The organism is Actinopolymorpha cephalotaxi (assembly GCF_013408535.1).
Taxonomy (GTDB): domain Bacteria; phylum Actinomycetota; class Actinomycetes; order Propionibacteriales; family Actinopolymorphaceae; genus Actinopolymorpha; species Actinopolymorpha cephalotaxi.
The window spans coordinates 1,910,227-1,927,668 of the sequence record NZ_JACBZA010000001.1 but is presented as its reverse complement, the minus strand read 5'-3'; the positions used below and the strand labels follow the sequence as shown (position 1 = coordinate 1,927,668).

Annotated in this window: 17 protein-coding genes and 1 tRNA gene; 9 read left to right on the top strand and 9 right to left on the bottom strand. The window is 71.8% G+C overall.

Annotation, left to right across the window (positions count from 1 at the left end):
* Positions 1-68: 68 nt before the first annotated feature.
* Positions 69-935, top strand: a complete 867-nt coding sequence (locus tag FHR37_RS08615; RefSeq protein ID WP_092890019.1) for a PAC2 family protein — start codon at positions 69-71, stop codon at positions 933-935.
* A 38-nt stretch (positions 936-973) separates the two neighbouring features.
* Here FHR37_RS08615 and FHR37_RS08610 read toward each other — a convergent pair whose 3' ends face one another.
* Positions 974-1,531: a CGNR zinc finger domain-containing protein gene (locus FHR37_RS08610; RefSeq protein WP_092890016.1), complete on the bottom strand. Its 558-nt coding sequence runs from the start codon at positions 1,529-1,531 to the stop codon at positions 974-976.
* A gap of 90 nt (positions 1,532-1,621) precedes the next feature.
* Between FHR37_RS08610 and FHR37_RS08605 the strand changes: the two genes are divergently transcribed.
* Positions 1,622-2,485, top strand: coding sequence for an alpha/beta fold hydrolase (locus FHR37_RS08605; protein ID WP_092890013.1), 864 nt, complete (start codon positions 1,622-1,624; stop codon positions 2,483-2,485).
* Positions 2,486-2,501: 16 nt separating this feature from the next.
* Here the strand turns inward: FHR37_RS08605 and mshC are convergent, their stop codons facing one another.
* Genes mshC through FHR37_RS08585 form a run of 4 tightly spaced genes read right to left on the bottom strand, consistent with a single transcriptional unit; the run spans position 2,502 to position 6,072 of the window.
* Positions 2,502-3,728 carry a cysteine--1-D-myo-inosityl 2-amino-2-deoxy-alpha-D-glucopyranoside ligase gene (mshC, locus tag FHR37_RS08600; protein ID WP_092890010.1) on the bottom strand — a complete coding sequence of 409 codons (1,227 nt, stop codon included), beginning with the start codon at positions 3,726-3,728 and terminating at the stop codon, positions 2,502-2,504.
* Between the two features lie 28 nt (positions 3,729-3,756).
* Entirely contained in the window at positions 3,757-4,626 is an 870-nt protein-coding gene (locus FHR37_RS08595; protein ID WP_237769127.1) for an SCO1664 family protein, read from the bottom strand.
* A gap of 30 nt (positions 4,627-4,656) precedes the next feature.
* Positions 4,657-5,229 (bottom strand): DUF3090 family protein, encoded by a 573-nt coding sequence (locus FHR37_RS08590; protein ID WP_092890007.1) that lies wholly within the window; start codon positions 5,227-5,229, stop codon positions 4,657-4,659.
* Between the two features lie 18 nt (positions 5,230-5,247).
* Positions 5,248-6,072 (bottom strand): histidine phosphatase family protein, encoded by an 825-nt coding sequence (locus FHR37_RS08585; protein WP_092890004.1) that lies wholly within the window; start codon positions 6,070-6,072, stop codon positions 5,248-5,250.
* 100 nt (positions 6,073-6,172) lie between these two features.
* Here FHR37_RS08585 and FHR37_RS08580 point away from each other — a divergent pair, with 100 nt between their 5' ends.
* Complete coding sequence (locus tag FHR37_RS08580; protein WP_092890001.1) at positions 6,173-7,150, top strand: magnesium and cobalt transport protein CorA; 978 nt, start codon at positions 6,173-6,175, stop codon at positions 7,148-7,150.
* Between the two features lie 10 nt (positions 7,151-7,160).
* Here FHR37_RS08580 and FHR37_RS08575 read toward each other — a convergent pair whose 3' ends face one another.
* The gene (locus FHR37_RS08575; protein ID WP_092889998.1) at positions 7,161-8,000 is read right to left on the bottom strand and encodes an undecaprenyl-diphosphate phosphatase; all 840 of its coding nucleotides are present in this window, start codon (positions 7,998-8,000) and stop codon (positions 7,161-7,163) included.
* A gap of 6 nt (positions 8,001-8,006) precedes the next feature.
* Entirely contained in the window at positions 8,007-9,080 is a 1,074-nt protein-coding gene (locus FHR37_RS08570) for an LLM class F420-dependent oxidoreductase (protein WP_092889995.1), read from the bottom strand.
* 183 nt (positions 9,081-9,263) lie between these two features.
* On the opposite strand from FHR37_RS08570, the gene FHR37_RS08565 reads away from it, so the two are divergent.
* Both FHR37_RS08565 and FHR37_RS08560 read left to right on the top strand, forming a co-directional pair.
* Entirely contained in the window at positions 9,264-10,235 is a 972-nt protein-coding gene (locus FHR37_RS08565) for an aldo/keto reductase (protein WP_092889992.1), read from the top strand.
* 101 nt (positions 10,236-10,336) lie between these two features.
* A complete protein-coding gene (locus tag FHR37_RS08560) occupies positions 10,337-10,546 on the top strand; it encodes a DUF5703 family protein (RefSeq protein ID WP_092889989.1) in 210 nt (69 codons plus the stop codon).
* A 56-nt stretch (positions 10,547-10,602) separates the two neighbouring features.
* Here the strand turns inward: FHR37_RS08560 and FHR37_RS08555 are convergent, their stop codons facing one another.
* Entirely contained in the window at positions 10,603-11,964 is a 1,362-nt protein-coding gene (locus tag FHR37_RS08555) for a M20/M25/M40 family metallo-hydrolase (protein ID WP_092889986.1), read from the bottom strand.
* A gap of 113 nt (positions 11,965-12,077) precedes the next feature.
* On the opposite strand from FHR37_RS08555, the gene FHR37_RS08550 reads away from it, so the two are divergent.
* From FHR37_RS08550 to eno, 4 genes are all read left to right on the top strand, one after another.
* A tRNA-Leu gene (locus FHR37_RS08550) sits at positions 12,078-12,161 on the top strand.
* Between the two features lie 243 nt (positions 12,162-12,404).
* Positions 12,405-13,865: an MFS transporter gene (locus FHR37_RS08545; RefSeq protein ID WP_202818402.1), complete on the top strand. Its 1,461-nt coding sequence runs from the start codon at positions 12,405-12,407 to the stop codon at positions 13,863-13,865.
* Positions 13,866-14,243: 378 nt separating this feature from the next.
* Positions 14,244-15,395 carry a hypothetical protein gene (locus FHR37_RS08540; protein WP_139239232.1) on the top strand — a complete coding sequence of 384 codons (1,152 nt, stop codon included), beginning with the start codon at positions 14,244-14,246 and terminating at the stop codon, positions 15,393-15,395.
* A gap of 133 nt (positions 15,396-15,528) precedes the next feature.
* Positions 15,529-16,872, top strand: coding sequence for a phosphopyruvate hydratase (gene eno, locus FHR37_RS08535; protein WP_092889980.1), 1,344 nt, complete (start codon positions 15,529-15,531; stop codon positions 16,870-16,872).
* A gap of 107 nt (positions 16,873-16,979) precedes the next feature.
* Here the strand turns inward: eno and FHR37_RS30840 are convergent, their stop codons facing one another.
* On the bottom strand, positions 16,980-17,441 hold the full coding sequence (locus FHR37_RS30840; RefSeq protein ID WP_202818401.1) for a hypothetical protein: 462 nt from the start codon (positions 17,439-17,441) through the stop codon (positions 16,980-16,982).
* Position 17,442 lies beyond the last annotated feature (1 nt).

The following is a 17,442-nucleotide window of genomic DNA, read 5'->3' as shown; positions in this document are numbered from 1 at the left end:
TCAGCGGGTCTGACACCGTGCGGCGTCGGCCACCGACGACAGGACCGACGACAGGGAGGACGATCCACGTGCTCGAGCTCGAAGGCTCGCCGGAACTGGAAGACCCGGTCCTCCTCGCGGCCTTCGAGGGATGGAACGACGCCGCGGACGCGGCGAGTTCCGCACTGGACCACCTGGTGAAGGTGTGGAAGGCCCAGCCCCTGGGCGAGCTCGGGTCCGACGACTACTACGACTACCAGGTCAACCGGCCCTCGGTCGGCGCCGACGCGCAGGGCGTACGCCGGATCACCTGGCCCGCCACCCGGGTCATGGTCGCCCGGCCGCCGGACGCGCCCCGCGACGTGATCCTGGTCCGCGGCATCGAGCCCAACATGCGGTGGCGGCAGTTCTGCGCGGAGATCCTGGACGTCGCCGACAGCCTCGGCGCGGAGATGGCGGTCCTGCTCGGCGCCCTTCTGGCCGACAGCCCACACACCCGCCCGATCCCGGTGACCGCGAGCGCCACCGATCCCGAGCTCGCCTCGGCACTGGGCCTGGAGGCGCCGACGTACGAAGGCCCGACCGGCGTGCTCGGCGTCCTGCAGGAGGCGTGCCACAGCGAGAGCCTCCCGGCGGTGTCGTTCTGGGCGGCCGTTCCGCACTACGTCGCGTCCAGCCCGTGCCCGAAGGCCACCCTCGCCCTGCTCCGCAAGGTGGAGGACCTGCTGGACCTCACGGTGCCGCTCGGCGACCTGCCCGAGGACGCGCGTGCCTGGGAGCGCGGCGTGGACGACCTGGCCCGCGACGACACCGAGGTGTCGGAGTACGTCCAGTCGCTGGAGCAGGCCCGCGACGCGGCCGACCTGCCGGAGGCCACCGGCGAGGCGATCGCCAAGGAGTTCGAGCGGTACCTCCGCCGGCGCCCGGACCGGGGCGGCGAACAGGGCCCGGTGTAGCACCCGGCCAAGGGACCGGTCTCCGCTGCCCGGCCCGGTCAGGCTCCCGCGCCCTCTCCGTTCCGCCGTTCGCGCATGGCCCGCATCTTGTGCCGGGCACCGCAGGTGCGCATGCTGCACCACACGCCCTTGCTCCCCGGTGACCGGTCGTAGAAGACCCATCTGCAGTCCGGTGCGGCGCAGACCTTGAGCCGCTCGCGCCGGCCGGCCAGTTCCTCGACCGCGAGGGCGCCGAGCACGGCGCCGGTGAGGTCGCCGAGCGCGGACCCGCCGGCGGCAGGTATCCGCGGCGTTCCGTCCGGGCTCCACGCCGGCGGTCGCAGCGACTTCTCCGCGTGGGCGTTCAGGGTGTCGTGCACCAGGGCGGCGGTCGAGCCGTCGAGGTGGTCCCGGATCGCTTCCCGCAGGCGGACGAGGTCGGTCAGGCGGGTGTGGTCGAGTTCCTCCGCGGCGGCCGGTCCGGCGTGGCCGCGCAGCCACTCCCGCGCGCCCGGCAGGTCGGACCAGGCGTCCTCCCCGTGCAGGAACCTCGCCGAGTTGCAGAACTCCTCGACCCGGGCGAGTGGCTCCGGTGCTGCTGGTCGGTCGTACGGCATGGCGCCCACGTTACCCCCTGAGGGTTTGCACCGGTAACGTCCGACTGTTACCGTCACAGGCCTTCAACAGGTAACGCGAAGGAGCAGAAGATGACCACCGCGCCGAAGCTCACCGAGGAGTACCGCAGCCCGCACGGCGTCGTGCGCTGGACCCGCCTCGGCGCCGGCCCGCCGGTCGTCCTGCTGCACGGAACGCCGTTCTCCTCCTACGTCTGGCGTGACGTCGCCGAGGGCCTCGTCGCCACCGGCCACACCGTGTACCTGTGGGACATGCCCGGTTACGGGCAGTCGGAGATGCGTGCCGGACAGGACGTGTCCCTGGCCGCCCAGCAGGAGGTGTTCACCAGCCTGCTCCGGCACTGGGGACTGGACTCGGGACTGGACTCGGGACTGGACTCAGCCGACCGCGGGCCGGCCGTCGTCGCGCACGACTTCGGCGGCGCGGTCGCGTTGCGCACGACGCTGATCGACGGGGTGGCGTACGACCGGCTGGTGCTGCTGGACGCGGTCGCGCTACGCCCGTGGGGCAGCGAGACCTTCCGCCTGCTGGGCTCGAACGCCGAGGTGTTCGGGCAGTTGCCCGATGCTCAGCACGAGGCACTGGTCCGCACCTACCTGTCGACCTGCACCGCGCAACCGCCCGCCCCGGAAGTGCTGGACGCGGTGGTGGAGCCCTGGCTCGGCGAAACCGGCCAGGCGGCGTTCTACCGTCAGCTCGCGCAGGGCGACCAGCTGTTCACCGCGGAGATCGAGGACCGGTACGCCGACCTCGACCTGCCGGTGCTCGTCGGGTGGGGCACGCAGGACCGGTGGCTGCCGGCCGAGCACGCGCACCGGCTCGCCGCGGCTATCCCCGGTGCCCGCACGGAGCTGTTCGAGGGCGCCGGTCACCTGGTGCAGGAGGACGCGCCGGGCAGGCTCACCGGCGTACTCACCGGCTTCCTGTCCCGCTGATCGGTCAGATGATCGGTCAGAGCAGCACGCCGAGGAGGGCGTCGCAGACGTCGCGAACCAACGTCGGCGCCTCCTCGTCGGTGCCGCCGCCGGCCAGGGTTTCGTCGGCCCAGGCGTCCACCACGGCCAGCGCGGCCGGGGCGTCCAGGTCGGCGGCGAGCGCCTCGCGTACGCCCTGCAGCACCTTCCCGGCGTCGGCGGCGCCCGGCCGGAGCGCGGCCGTACGCCAGCGGTTCAGCCGGTTGGTCGCGGCGGCCAGGCCGGCCGGCGTCCACTCCCAGTCGTCGCGGTAGTGGTGGGCGAGCACGGCCAGCCGGATCGCGTTGGGGTCGACTCCCTCGCCGCGCAGCCGGGAGGAGAAGACGAGGTTGCCCTTGGACTTCGACATCTTCTCGCCGTCGAGGGCGACCATCCCCTGGTAGACGTAGGAGTGCGCGAACGGCGCCTCGCCGGTGAGCACCTGCGCGGCCGAGGCGCACATCTCGTGGTGGGGGAAGATCAGGTCCGAGCCGCCGCCCTGCACGTCGAAGCCCATGCCGAGGTACCTCAGCGCGATCGCGGCGCACTCGACGTGCCAGCCCGGCCGGCCGCGGCCTACGGCGGTGTCCCAGGCCGGCTCGCCCGGGCGTTCGTGCCGCCACATCAGGGAGTCCAGTGGGTCGCGCTTGCCGGGACGGTCGGGGTCGCCACCACGCTCGGCGAACAGCGCACGCATCTCGGCGGCCGACAGCCGGGACACCTGGCCGAACGCCGGGTCGGCCGCGACCGGGAAGTAGATGTCGCCGTCCACGTCGTACGCGCCGCCGCGCTCGCGCAGCGCCCCGATCGCGTCGACGATGTACGGGATGGCCTCCACCGCACCGACGAACTCCTGCGGCGGAATCACCCGCAGGGCGGCCATGTCCTCGCAGAACAGGTCCGTCTGCCGCTGCGCCAGCGCCTGCCACGGCTCCCCCGTCTGCTCGGCACGCTCCAGCAGGGGGTCGTCGACATCGGTGACGTTCTGGACGTAGTGGACCGCGAGCCCGGCGTCGCGCCAGGCCCGGCCGAGCAGGTCGAACGCGACGTAGGTGGCCGAGTGGCCGAGGTGGGTGGAGTCGTAGGGCGTGATGCCGCAGACGTACAGGCGGGCGTCCGGTCCGCGCGCGCTCAGCCGGCGGCCGCCGCTGGCCTGGTCGTGGACCATGGGCACCTGCCCGGGTCCGGGAAGCTGGGGAACCTCGGGAGCCGACCAAGCCTTCATGGTGGTCGAGCCTAGCGGTCGAACATCGTCAGAACACCGGCCAGGGCACCGACGGCCAGCCCTCGCCGGGCTCGCGGAACGTCCGGGCGGCCAGCTGCCCGGTCAGCCGCAGTCGCAGCGCCACGATCTCGGCCGGCTCGATCAGCATCGCCAGCGCCTCGCCGACGCGGGAGTCGAGGTCGCTGTCGAGGCGTTCGAGCACCTCGACGTAGTCGTCGGGAAGCACCTGGCCGGCCCAGCCCCACAGCACGGTGCGCAGCTTGTCGTCCTCGTGGAAACACAGTCCGTGGTCGACGCCGCGCAACCGGCCGTCCTCCCCGACGAGGATGTGACCGCCCTTGCGGTCGGCGTTGTTGACCACCGTGTCGAAGACGGCGAGCCGGCGCAGACGTTCGTCGTCGGCGTGCACCAGGCAGACCTCGTCACCGTCGCCGTCGTAGGCGTCGAGCACGGTCAGCCATCCCGCCGGGACCTGCGTACGGGGTACGACGTCGATCAGCCCATCCTCGGGGTCATGGTCGATCCACAGCTGGACCATGCCCTCGCCGAACGGCCCGGCTCGCAGGATGGTCGGCGGCACGAGGTCCCAGCCCGACGCGACCGAGAGCAGGTACGTCGCCGCCTCGCGCCTGGCCAGGCTGCCGTGTGGGAAGTCCCACAGCGGGCGTTCACCGCGGACCGGCTTGTAGACGCCGGCCGCGGTGACACCCTCGTGTTCGATCGAGCAGTAGAACGTCGCGTTCGACGCCTGGACGAGGCGGCCCTCGACGTTCAGCCGCCCCTCGCGCAGCAACTCGAGCACGTCGACGGAGTCCTCGGGGGCGCCCGGCGCGGCGCCATCCGGCGCGGCGTCGCCGTCAACCACGTCGTCCGGCGGCACGTCGCCCGGGGTGTTCACGTCGCCGGTTCCCCGTGTCCGCTCCACCGGTCAGGCCGAACGCCGGTAGCCGTTGAGCCGCGGGCACAGGTGCCCGTCCGGGTCGAGCGGGTTGCCGCAGAACGGGCAGGGCGGGCGGCCCTGGGACACCACGGCCATCGCCCGCGCGACGAACGCCCGGGCCTGCGCGCCGGTGATCCGCACGACCAGCGTCTCCGGACCTTCGGCGTCGGGTTCCTCATCCACCGGTGGCGGCGGGTCGGCCTCCTCGTCGGTGACCTCGTACGCCTCGATCACCACGCGTTCCTGCTCGGTGTCCCACGCGAGGCGCAGGGTGCCGACCCGGAACTCCTCCACGATGGGCTGGTCGAGGGGTTCGTCGTCGGAGAGCTCCGTGGGCGCCACGGCGGGGATGACGGCGTCTCCGCCGGACAGGCGCAGCACCTCGTCCAGCATCGCGTCGACGCGCTCGGCGAGGACGGAGACCTGTTCCTTCTCCAACGAGACGGTGGTGAGCAGGTCCGTCGAGCGGGCCTGAAGGAAGAAGCTGCGCTGGCCGGGTTGTCCGACCGTGCCAGCTACGAAGCGTTCCGGAGCTTCGTGGTGGTGAACGACACGAGCCATTCCTCAGACCCTACGCGGTCAGGTGGACGAGGCGGTGGACGGCCGGGGCGTCCCGCGACGACCCCGGCCGGTAGAGGTGCCGGCGGACGTGTCGGTGGAGGTGCCGGCGCCCGCGTCCGCAGGTGACGCGGAGCCCGCGCCACCACCGATCGCGGCGTCGCTGTCGGCGGTGCCGCGCCGGGTGCGCCGGCGCTTGCGGGCGGGCGGAACCAACGCGGCCAGGTCGCCACCGGAGTCGTTGGAACGCACCACGAACGAGCGCAGCGGGGTGTAGCGGATCACCGACACCGAGCACGGGTCGACCACGATCCGCTGGAACTGGTCGAGGTGCAGGCTCAGCGCGTCGGCCAGGATCGCCTTGATGACGTCGCCATGGCTGACCGCCACCCAGATCGCGTCCGGGCCGTGCTCGGCCTCGATCCGGGCGTCCCACTCCCGGATCGCGCCCACCGCCCGGTCGGCCATCGCCCGCAGCGACTCCGCGCCCTCACCCGGGAAGTGCACCCCGCTGGGATGCTGCTGGACGACCTTCCACAGCGGGTCCTTGGCGAGCTTGGCGAGCTTCTGGCCCTCCCAGTCGCCGTACCGCACCTCGCCCAGCCGTTCGTCGACCTCGGGTGTGGGCCGGCCGTCGGCGGCGCCAACGACCCCCGCGGTCTCCTGGCAGCGGTCCAGCGGGCTGGTGACCAGGCCGGTGACGGGAATGCCGGCCATCCGGGCGCCGAGCTTCTCGGCCTGCCCCTTGCCCACCTCGTCCAGGCCGAGTCCGGGGGTCCAGCCCGCGAGGATGCCGTCGGCGTTGGCCTTGGTGCGTCCGTGCCGGACCAGGAAGAGGGTCGCCATGGCGTCGAGCCTACGAGCCGCCGGCAACCCCGGTGGCGCCGGGCGGCCACCACTGGCAGGCGTCGGCGGCTAGCAGAAGCAGGGGCCACAATAGGCGGCGATGATCGTGGACTGCGGTATCTACCGCGACGGCCATCGGGTGGACAGCCCATCCGACATCGACGGCGCCGTCGCCGCCCTGCGCTCGCGCGAGGACACCTTCTGCTGGCTCGGACTGCACGAGCCCGACGAGGACGAGCTCAACGCCGCGGCCAAGGCGTTCGACCTGCACCCGCTGGCCGTGGAGGACGCGTTCAAGGCACACCAGCGGCCGAAGCTGGAGGCCTACCGCGAGGTCACCTTCGTGGTGCTCAAGACGCTCACCTGGCCCGACCGGCGGGCGCCGCTGCGGGTGGGCGAGGTGAACATCTTCGTCGGCCCCCGCTTCGTGGTGACCGTACGCCACGGACCGAACATCGACCTCCAGCACGCCCGGCACGACCTGGAGGAGCGAGCCGGGCTGCTCGGCCACGGCCCGGCCGCGGTGCTCTACGCGATCTGCGACCACGTGGTCGACCGGTACGCCGAGGTGGCCGACCTGCTCGAGGACGCGGTGGACGACGTGGAGCAGTCGGTGTTCTCCAACGAGCGGGTCAGCGAGGCCGCGGAGTCGGTCTACCGGCTGAAGGCGCACGCGATCGGGTTCCGCCGCGCGGTCCGCCCGCTCGGCGCCGAGCTCGGCCCGCTGGTCCGCGGCCACGTCGCAGGTGTCGGCGAGGAGGAGACGGCGTTCTTCCGTGACGTCGCCGACCACGTGCTGCGGCTCTCGGACCAGGTCGAGTCGCTGGACGACCTGCTCAGCTCCGTCCTGAGCGCCCATCTGGCGCGGGTCGGCGTCCAGCAGAACGACGACGCGCGGCGGATCTCCGCCTGGGTCGCCATCGCGGCCGTACCCACGCTGCTGGCCGGCATCTACGGCATGAACTTCCGGTACATGCCCGAGCTCGGCTGGTGGTGGGGCTACTACGCCGTCCTGGGCCTGATGGCCGTGATCTGCGTACTGCTGTACCTCCGGTTGCGGCGGGCCGGCTGGCTCTAGCGGTCGCCGCTCAGACGTACGGCTGCAGCACCCCGAACGCCAGCAACAGCAGCACCAGCGCACCCAGCGCCGCGCGGTAGATCACGAACGGCATGAAGTTGTGCTGGGAGATGTAGCGCATGAAGTACACGATCACGACGTAGCCGACCGCGAAGCTCACGATCGTGGCCAGGATCGTCGGCCCCCAGGCGGGTGCCTTGTCGCCGCCGATGTCGAGGATCTCCAGCAGGCCGGAGGCGAAGACCGCCGGGATCGCCAGCAGGAAGGAGTACTTCGCGGCCGCCTCCCGGGTGTAGCCCATCAGCAGGCCGGCCGTGATCGTTCCGCCCGAACGCGACACACCGGGGATCAGCGCCAGCGCCTGGGCGAACCCGAACGCCAGCGCCTCCGGCATCCGCAGCCGGGTCAGCGGCTTGCGGTTGACCGCGATGGCGTCGGCGAGCCCGAGGATGACGCCGAAGACGATCAGCGTCACCCCCGCGAACACCAGCGACCGCAGCGAGGTCTCGATGGTCTTCTGGAAGAGGAAGCCGAGGACGGCGATCGGCAGCGTGCCGACGATGATGTACCAGCCCATCCGGGCGTCGGGTTCGCGCCTCAGCTCGGGCCGGACCAGTGAGCGCGTCCAGGTGCGGATGATCGCCCAGATCTCCCGGCGGAAGTAGACCACCACGGCGGTCTCGGTGCCGAGCTGGATGACCGCGGTGAACGCCGCGCCGGGGTCGCCCCAGCCGGGCACGAGCCCGCCCGCGATCCGCAGGTGGGCGCTGGAGGAGATGGGAAGGAACTCGGTGAGCCCCTGCAGGATTCCGAAGACCAGGGCCCCGAACCAGCCGACTGTGTGTTCCACGCCTATCTACTCCCCTACCCCGGCGGCGGCGAACGCCTCCGCCGTCGTGTGCAGTGTCGCGACCCGGTCCTCGTGGGTGGCGCCGAACGGTGAGACGGCCACGGTGGTGACGCCGGCGTCGGCGTAGGCACGCAGCCGCCCGGCGATCCGGTCGACGGGGCCGAGCAGCGAGGTGCTGTCGACGAACTCGAAGGGCACCGCCGCGGCGGCGTCCCGGTGCTGCCGGGCGAGGTACAGGTCCTGGACCCGCGCGGCCTGTTCGGCGTACCCCATCCGGCCGGCCAGCGCGTTGTAGAAGTTCTGCGTACGGCTGCCCATCCCGCCGAGGTACAGCGCGGCGTATCCCCGGACCGGCATCGCGCACGCCTCTACGTCGTCCCCGGTCACGACCGGGGCGCAGGCCACCACGTCGAAGCCGGCCAGGCTCTCTGAGCTGTCGGCGCCGTCTGGGCCGTCGGCGCGGGCCCGGCCCGCGCGCAGGTGGGCGAGGGAGTCCGGCACGAACTCCGGCGCCACGAAGACGCCCAGCCAGCCGTCGGCGATCTCACCGGCGAGCTCGAGGTTGCGCGGGCCGACGGCGGCGAGGTAGACGGGAAGGTCGGGGCGCAGCGGTCGGACGGACAACCGCAGCGGCTTGCCCGGACCGTCGGGCAGCGGGAGCGTGAGGTGCTTCCCGGCGTACTCCAGCCGCTCCCGGCGCAGCACCTGCCGGACCACCTGAACGTAGTCGCGGGTGCGGGCCAGCGGGTGGTCGAAACGTACGCCGTACCACCCCTCCGACACCTGCGGACCGGACACGCCGAGGCCGAGCCGGAACCGCCCGCCGGACAGCGCGTCCAGGGTGGCGGCGGTCATCGCGGTCATCGCCGGCGCCCGGGCCGGGATCTGGAAGACCCCGGAGCCGATGTCGATCCGCTCGGTGCGGGCCGCCACGGTGGCGAGGAGGGTGGCGGCGTCCGTGCCGTACGCCTCCGGCGCCCAGCACACGGAGTAGCCGAGCCGATCCGCCTCGACCGCCAGCCGGACCGTGTCGGCGAGATCGCCGGTGTCCCAGGCGCTGAGGGTGAGTCCCAGTCGCACGCGCTGTCACCCTTCGTACGTTCGCTGCGGTCCGTCCCGCCGTCGCGGACCGACGGCCGCGGCGAGCTTACTGGCCGATTCCGGGGTACGGGACGGCAGGCACGTTCGTGTCGGTCCGGCATGCCCTAGGCTCCGAGACAGTTCGGCCGCCCGGGCGTGGCGGCACAGGATGGGGGATCGTCGATGCAGCAGCGCCACCTCGGCCGGACCGGCCTGCGGGTCTCCCGGCTGGCGCTGGGGACGATGACGTGGGGCCGCGACACCGACGAGCACGAGGCGCGCGAGCAGCTCACCGCGTTCGTCGACGCGGGCGGCACCCTGGTCGACACCGCCGCGGGGTACGCCGACGGCGACAGCGAACGCGTCCTCGGCCGGCTGCTCGGCGAGGTCGTCCCCCGCGAGAACCTCGTGCTGGCCACCAAGGGCGGGGTCTCCCGGCGCGGCGGCCACCGGGTGGTCGACGTCTCCCGCCGGACCCTGCTGGCCGAGCTCGACGGATCGCTGCGGCGGCTCGGCGTGGACACCGTCGACCTGTGGCAGCTGCACACCTGGAGCCCGGCCGTACCCCTGGAGGAAACCCTCTCCGCGCTGGACTTCGCGGTCAGCAGCGGCCGGGCCAGGTACGTCGGCATCTCCAACTACACCGGCTGGCAGACCGCGCACGCCGCGACGTTCCAGCAGGCCTGGCCCGGGCGGGCCACCCTGGCCTCGACCCAGGTGGAGTACTCCCTGCTGCAGCGCGGGATCGAACGCGAGGTGCTCCCGGCCGCGGGCGCGCTCGGGCTCGGCGTACTCCCCTGGTCCCCGCTCGGCCGCGGCGTCCTCACCGGCAAGTACCGCGCCGGCACCCCCGCGGACTCCCGGGCCGCGTCACCGCACTTCGAGCGGTTCGTCGGTGTCTACCTCGACAAGCGCAGCTACCGCATCGTGGACGCCGTCTGCCGGGCGGCCGAGGGGCTCGGGCTGTCGCCGCTGGAGGTCGCTCTGGCCTGGGTCCGCGACCGGCCGGGCGTCACCGCGCCGGTGGTCGGGGCGCGTACGGCCGCACAGCTGCGCGGCTCGCTGACGGTGGACGACATCGAGCTGCCGCCGGAGATCAGTGCCGCTCTGGACGACGTGTCCGCCCCGCCGCTCGGCTATCCCGAACGCCGCTAGGGCAGAGCCCGGAACCGGACGCAGGACGGGCGACCTGCCGAAACCGGGATGTTCGGCCCGTCGTGTGCCACACCCCTGCGGCCGCGTGCAACGATGGTCCGATGGCGGAGTACGAAACGCATCAGCTGACGCTGCCGCGCACTCTGTCCCGCAGAGTTGTGCGGCAGTTTCTCGTGGAGCGAGCCGAGTACGGCGGCTGGGAACTCGCCCGGGTCCGGGTCTACCCCGACGGCCGGCGCACCGTCACCCTCCGGCGCAAGATCATCCGGGTCACCAAGACCGGGCCGCTGCCCGGCGCACTCACGGCCTGAGCCTGAGCGGCCGGTTCGGGCCCGACTCGGCCCGACCACCCGGCCGGCCCGCGCCGTCAGGCCTGGTCGAGGAAGCGGTCCAGCACCCGGGCGCCGAACTCCAGTGCGTCGGTCGGCACGCGTTCGTCGATTCCGTGGAACATCCCCACGAAGTCCAGGTCCGCCGGCAGCTTCAGCGGCGCGAACCCGAAGCACCGCATGCCCAGCCGGCTCCAGGCCTTGCCGTCGGTGCCGCCGGACATGAGGTACGGAACGGCGCGGCCCTGCGGGTCCTCGGCCACCAGTGACGACTTCATCGCCTCGACCAGCTGCCCGGCGAACTCCGTCTCCGGCGCGACGTCGTAGTTGAGCATCTCCCGGGTCACCTTGTCGCCGATCAGCTCGTCGATGGTGGCCAGGAACTCCTCGTCTCCGCCCGGCACGAACCGCCCGTCGATCGTCGCGGTGGCCTCGCCAGGGATGACGTTCGCCTTGTATCCGGCGTCCAGCATCGTCGGGTTGGCGGTGTTGCTCAGGGTGGCGCCGATCATCCGGGACACCGTGCCCAGGCGGGTCAGCGTCGACTCGACGTCGCCGGAGTCGGGGTCCAGGTCGACGCCGAGCGCCTCGGACGCCTCGGCCAGGAAGGCGCGGACGCTCGGGGTGAGCCGGGTCGGCCACTTGTGCGCGCCGATCCGGGCGACCGCGGCGGCGAGCTCGGTCACGGAGTTGTCGTCGTTGCGCATCGACCCGTGCCCGGCGGTGCCCCTGGCCCGCAGCCGCATCCAGGCCATGCCCTTCTCGGCGGTCTGCACGGGGTAGAGCCGCAGGTCGTCGCGCACGGTCAGGGAAAATCCGCCGACCTCACCGACCGCCTCGGTGCACCCGGCCAGCAGCTCGGGATGCTTGTCGACCAGCCAGTGGGCGCCCTTGCGGCTGCCGGCCTCCTCGTCGGCGGTGAACGCCAGCACGACCGGGCGCCGGGGCGGGCGGCCGTCGCGTGCCCGGGCCCTCAGCACCGACAGCACCATCGCGTCGAAGTCCTTCATGTCGACCGCGCCGCGACCCCACAGGCAGCCGTCCTTGATCTCGCCGGCGAACGGGTCGACGCTCCAGTCGGCGGCCATCGCGGGCACCACGTCGAGGTGGCCGTGCACCAGCAGGGGGTCGGCGTCGGGGTCGCTACCCTCCCAGCGCGCCACCACGGAGGTGCGGCGGTGCTCGGCCTCGAACACCTGGGGCTCCAGGCCGGCCTCCGACAGCAGACCCGCGACGTACTCCGCGGCGTCCCGCTCCCCCGGCCCCTCGCGATCCTCGCCGAAGTTGGTCGTGTCGATCCTGATCAGGTCACGACAGATCTCCACGACGTCGGCGTCGGGGGCGGACCGGCGCTCGGCGGCACCGGATGCGGACGTCGGCTGCTGGGCGTCGTCGCTCATTCCCTCATCCTGCCGGTATTCGCCCGATTTTGCAGCCTGGGTGCTGAGGCGCGACCGACCCGGGCGGTTTGCTACAGTGAGCGCCGCGCGCAGGGGAGGTCGACCTGCGTCGCGTCCGGGTGGCGGAATAGGTAGACGCGCTAGCTTGAGGTGCTAGTGCCCGCAAGGGCTTGGGGGTTCGAGTCCCCCCTCGGACACACAGAGTTCACCCCGGTTGGGCCCTCCTTGGAGGGCCTTTTTCGGTTACCGGCCCAGCGGGCCGTTCGCGTCGAAGAAGCCACCGGTCGGACCGTCCGGGCCTGCCCGTGCGATCCGGACGATGATCACCCCAACCCTTCGGGCCCCGCCCCTCTTGTGCCGGCGCCGTTCACCCCGGACGTCCGGCCCTCGACGGACATGGTTCGACAGGCGCCGAAGCGTTCCCGTGGCAATCTGTCCGGATGGCGAAGTCCACACGTGACCGAACGCCTGACCGTCCGTCCGGGACCGGCAGGTCCACGGCGACCCGCGTCGACTCCCGCCGGTCCTCGTCCGCGCGGCCGGGGCTCGTGCTCGCCACCATGTGCGTCGGGATGTTCCTGGTGCTCCTCGACGTCACCGTTGTCAACGTCGCCTTGCCCACGCTCGGCGCCCAGCTGCACAGCGATGTGGCGGGGATGCAATGGGTGGTTGACAGTTACGCGGTCGCTCTGGCCGCGCTGCTTCTCACCGCGGGCACGCTGGGCGACCTCCGCGGTCATTCGAGGATGGTGCTGGTCGGCCTGGCGTTGTTCGGTGCGGCTTCGGCGGCCGCCGGCCTGGCACCCTCGCTCGGTTTCCTGGTCGGTGCCCGAGCGGTCCAGGGGGTCGGCGCGGCCGTTCTGCTGCCCTGCACGATGGCCGTCATCAGCGACACCTTCCCGGACCAGCGTGCGAGGGCCCGCGCGCTCGGCATCTGGGCCGGGGTCTCGTCCCTCGCACTTCCGGCCGGTCCGGTGCTCGGCGGCCTGCTGGTCACCGCGGCCGGGTGGCGGGCGGTGTTCCTGGTCAACGTTCCGGTCGTGGTCGCGGCCATGGTGGCGTGCGCGCGGCTGGTCCCGCCCGTACGACACGACCGGTCCGGAGGGACCGACGACCACCGGATCGACCGTACGGGCGCGCTCACCTGGACGGTCGCCCTCGCGGCGGTGGTGTTCGCGGTGATCGAGTGGGGACGCGGCGCCGGAGCGCCGGTGGTCGGTGGCGCGGTCGGGATCGCCGCGTGCGCGCTGGTCGCCTTCGGGTACGCCGAACGCCGGGCGGCGCGACCGCTCCTTCCACCCTCCTTGCTGCGCACGCGCGCCTTCGTCGGAGCGAACGTCGTGGCGGCGGCGATGAACTTCGTCGGCATCGGCACGATCTTCGTAACGACGCTGTATCTGCAGGGGATCCGTCAGCACAGCCCACTGCGTGCGGGCCTGGAACTGTTGCCGCTGTTCGTTCCACTCGCGGCGCTGTCACCGCTGACCGGCCGCCTCACCGCGCGGTACGGGCCGCGCCCGCCGATGGTCGCCGGCCTGTGTGTCGGCGCGGTGGGTCTGGTCGCGCTGCTGTTGCCGGACGCTCACAGTTCGTACGCCGTTCTGCTGCCGGCGTTGCTCGGACTCGGCGTGGGCATGGGCCTGCTCACGGCGGCCGTCGTCACCGCCGCCATGAACGCCGTACCCCGGGACCGTGCGGGTCTCGCCGGCGGCGTCAACAACACCGCGCGCCAGGCGGCCGGCGCCCTCGGGGTCGCGGTGTTCGGCGCGGTGGCGGGAAGCCCGGCGCACGTGCGTGCGTTTCTCGGCGGGCTGCACGTGCTCGGACCGGTCGCGGCCTGCGTGTGGCTCGCGGCTGCCGCACTCACCGTGGCGACCGTACCGGCGCAACCGCATACCTGACTCGCGTCGCTCCGATCGCACGGCCGGATGTGACCCGTGCGGTCTGACCTCGGCGAATCGCCTGTGTACGCGAATACCTCAGTCGATCATGGAGACGTCACGGCCTGTCCCCGGCCGTCTCTCACCCCTCCCATCGCAGAGCGCTGTACCCAGTGCTCCGCGGGTTCGCCGCCATGCCCTCGACGAGGCACGGCGGTCACCGAACGAGGAGGTGGACCCTTGAAGCAAGCTTGGCTTGTCGTGCGATCGCTCTCGCAACGCTTCGTGCGCTGGTTGCTCCGGCGGCCCTTGCGCTGGATGCGGCAAAAGGTAACAGCCGCGTGGAGACCACCCATGCGGAGACGAACGCGCTTGCTGGCCTTGGCCCTCGGATGTCTGGTGGCTCGGATCCTGCTCGTGAACACAGGGATTCTCTATGGTGCCGCGGCCGTCAGAAGAGTCGACGTGGTCGTCGTCGTAATCGCTCTGCTCAGCGCCTTGCCATGGGCACTTGACCATGTGCGGAAAGGGTTACACCGCGCGGCGTCCCCCGCCGGCATGCAAACCAACCGACCGGACGATGCGGGGCCGGTCGAGCTGGCCGGTGCGCTCGCGACGGCAGGTAGCGCTGTGGCAGCCGTCGTCATCGGCGTCGCCACAGCACTGATCACGATCATGAACTTCTTCTCCCCAGTCGAACCGGTAGGCATCACCAGGCCGGCGTGCGCGGGAGCGCGCACGAACCACGTAGCCTATGTGGGGCTGACGATGGGCCTCGTAGGGAACAACAGCCGCCAGGGCCCGGCAACTTTCTACGCGGCGAACGGCCGGTTCGCTCGGGACTGCACAGTGGGGTTCTCCGCGTACTGCCTGGGCGAGCCGGTCGGCGACAGCTTGGGTACCACGGTTCACCAACGTTGGGTCACAAACCGCTGGTTGCTTGTGGCGAAACAGCCACCGGGCTGGCGGTCCACGTTGGCCAGGTGGCTGTCCGGTGAACGGTCGATGCCGCAGTTCGTCTCCGACGCCTACGTCACCCCGATCACGCCGTACGAAAGTTTGCGGAGGGCTCCATCGTCGACCTGTTCGAAGTCATACAAGCTGCCCGGGAAGGCGAAACTGCAAACCTTCGACCCGAACGCCCAGTCCTTCACCGCTCGCGCCGACCACGCCGTCAACATGGGCTTTGCGGTGTGGGTTCCACCCGGCCAAGGTTTCGTTGACGCGGACAGCTACCACCAGATCTACAAGGCCGAGTTCAAGGCGACCCAGAACCCAGGCGCGACGTCGGCGGACGGGGCGAAGACCGTCGACTGGGCCTATCACGAATCGCTGCTGAAGAATCTCCGCTCTCGACGACCACACGCGCCGGCCAGGGTCGTCGTGATGGCGATTCCCTGCATCTCCGACAACCTGCAGGCAGATGTCAAGACGGCCGCGATCGCCACATACGACATTGCGAGCGGTCCGCAACCGAAACTGCTGAAGACAAACGTAGGTGGTTACAAGCCCGATCTCCTTGCTCACGCCGCCTGCCAGGCGAACACCTGACCGACCCGGCCAGGGCTGCGCAGCGATCTTCGGTGAAGGTGGCTATGGTACGTACTCTCCTCGATGTGGCGGAGCGCGGCAGCCCAGACCTCGGGTCGTCACCTGTCAGGTCGACGCACGAGAGGACTCCCCCGTGAAAGCACGCCAAGCCTCGGCCATCGCCAGCGTTGTGGCGTGGGAGGCCCTGGACTCCAGGAGCCGGCCCACCGTCGCGTGTCGCGTCCAGCTCGGCGGTGGTGCGGTCGGCCGCGCGATCGTGCCTTCCGGTGCGTCGACCGGCGCGCACGAGGCGGTCGAACGCCGTGACGGCGGCGAACGCTACGACGGCTGGGGCGTGCGCCAGGCGGTCGCCGCGGTCACCGGCGACCTCGGCCCCGCGGTCGCGGGCCTCGACGCGACGGACCGCGCACTGGTCGACGCTCGCCTGGAGGAAGTCGACGGTACGCCCGACCTCGCCCGCACCGGCGCGAACGCGGTCCTGGCGGTGTCCCTTGCTTCGGCTCTGGCCGGGGCGCAGGCGCTGGGCCGTCCGTTGTGGCAGGTGCTCGCCGCGAGCGAACCCGGTGGCGCCCCGTCCCGCCGCCCCCTGCTGCCGATGCCGATGGTGAACATCTTCTCCGGTGGGGCGCACGCGGCCGGGGCGGTGGACATCCAGGACGTGCTGGCCGTCCCGGTCGGTGCGGACAGCTTCGCGCACGCCCTGGAGATCGTGGCCCGTGTACGTGCCGCGACCGCCGGCGTTCTCCAACGGCGTGGTCTGTCACCGGCTCTGGTCGCCGACGAGGGCGGGCTGTCCGCGCCCATGTCGGACAACGAGGCCGCCGTCGGAGTGGTCTGCGAGGGCATCGAGGCCGCGGACCTTCGGCCCGGAGTCGACGTCGCGGTCGCGGTCGACCTGGCCGCCAGCCAGTTCGGGACCGCGGAGGGGCGCTACCACCTGCGCTGCGAGAACCGCGAACTCGACCGGGCCGACTGGCTCGCAAGGCTGGCCGGCTGGTGCGAGCGGTACCCGATCGTCTCGCTGGAGGACGTCCTGCACGAGGACGACTGGGCCGGCTGGACCGAGGCGACGAGCGTCCTGCCCGAGCACTGTCAACTTCTCGGTGACGACCTGTTCGCGACGCACGTCGAACGTGTCCAGGAAGGGATCTCGCGCCGGGCCGCGAACGCCGTACTGGTCAAGCCCAACCAGGCCGGCACGCTCACCCGCGCCGAACGCGTCGTACGCGAGGCGCAGCGCGCCGGTCTGGGAACGGTCGTCAGCGCGCGTTCCGGTGACACCGAGGACACCTGGCTGGCCGACCTCTCCGTCGGCTGGCGTGCGGGTCAGATCAAGGTGGGTTCGACGATGCGGTCCGAACGCACCGCGAAGTGGAATCGCCTGCTCGAACTCGAGCACGACCTGGGACGGAACGCCTCGCTCGCCGGTCCGGAGGTCTTCGGCCGCTCAGCATCGCCGTCCGGCGTGCGAACCTGACGGCGTTCTCCGCAGCTGACAAGCCTGGGTTGACAGGTAGCGGCACACACCGCACCGGCAACCCGCCCACGGCAGGCGGCATTGACAGCCGCTCCGGAACCACGCGCTCAGACCGCTTCCTCCAGCGCCAGGCCGAAGTCGCGTACCAGTCGGTTGCGCTGGTCCTCGGCCATCAGGTGCCCCACCGAGATCACCACCACCACCGGCCACTCCACGATCCCCAGCACGGCGACCGCGGCCAGGCCGGCATAGAACGCGAGCTTCTCCGTGGCGGGCAGCGTGACCGGGCCGAACACCGGCAAGGTCATCCGTACCGTGTGCTTGTCGATGGCGTGCTCGGCCGCGCCCACCCGATTGAAGCGGGGCGTACGACGGGAAGGGGTGAGCGCCTTCGCAGCGCCGGCCTTCTTGGCGGCAGGGTTACGGGGCGTGGTCTTCTTCGCCGCGGTCTTCCGGGTGGTGGCGGCCTTCTTCGAGGCGGTCCGTTTCGCGGTGGTCCGTTTCGCGGTGGTCTTCCGGGTGGTCCCGGTGCTCGGCGCGGTGCCGGCTGTCGTCGGCGCAGCGGTCACG

Bases quoted from the DNA above. Each gene is read 5' to 3' on its own strand.
- mshC (WP_092890010.1), bottom strand. From the start codon at position 3,728: ATGAAGGCTTGGTCGGCTCCCGAGGTTCCCCAGCTTCCCGGACCCGGG.
- FHR37_RS08545 (WP_202818402.1), top strand. From the start codon at position 12,405: ATGGCGAAGTCCACACGTGACCGAACGCCTGACCGTCCGTCCGGGACC.
- FHR37_RS08555 (WP_092889986.1), bottom strand. From the start codon at position 11,964: ATGAGCGACGACGCCCAGCAGCCGACGTCCGCATCCGGTGCCGCCGAG.
- FHR37_RS08560 (WP_092889989.1), top strand. From the start codon at position 10,337: ATGGCGGAGTACGAAACGCATCAGCTGACGCTGCCGCGCACTCTGTCC.
- FHR37_RS08610 (WP_092890016.1), bottom strand. From the start codon at position 1,531: ATGCCGTACGACCGACCAGCAGCACCGGAGCCACTCGCCCGGGTCGAG.
- FHR37_RS08565 (WP_092889992.1), top strand. From the start codon at position 9,264: ATGCAGCAGCGCCACCTCGGCCGGACCGGCCTGCGGGTCTCCCGGCTG.
- FHR37_RS08590 (WP_092890007.1), bottom strand. From the start codon at position 5,229: ATGGCTCGTGTCGTTCACCACCACGAAGCTCCGGAACGCTTCGTAGCT.
- FHR37_RS08585 (WP_092890004.1), bottom strand. From the start codon at position 6,072: ATGGCGACCCTCTTCCTGGTCCGGCACGGACGCACCAAGGCCAACGCC.
- FHR37_RS08605 (WP_092890013.1), top strand. From the start codon at position 1,622: ATGACCACCGCGCCGAAGCTCACCGAGGAGTACCGCAGCCCGCACGGC.
- FHR37_RS08580 (WP_092890001.1), top strand. From the start codon at position 6,173: ATGATCGTGGACTGCGGTATCTACCGCGACGGCCATCGGGTGGACAGC.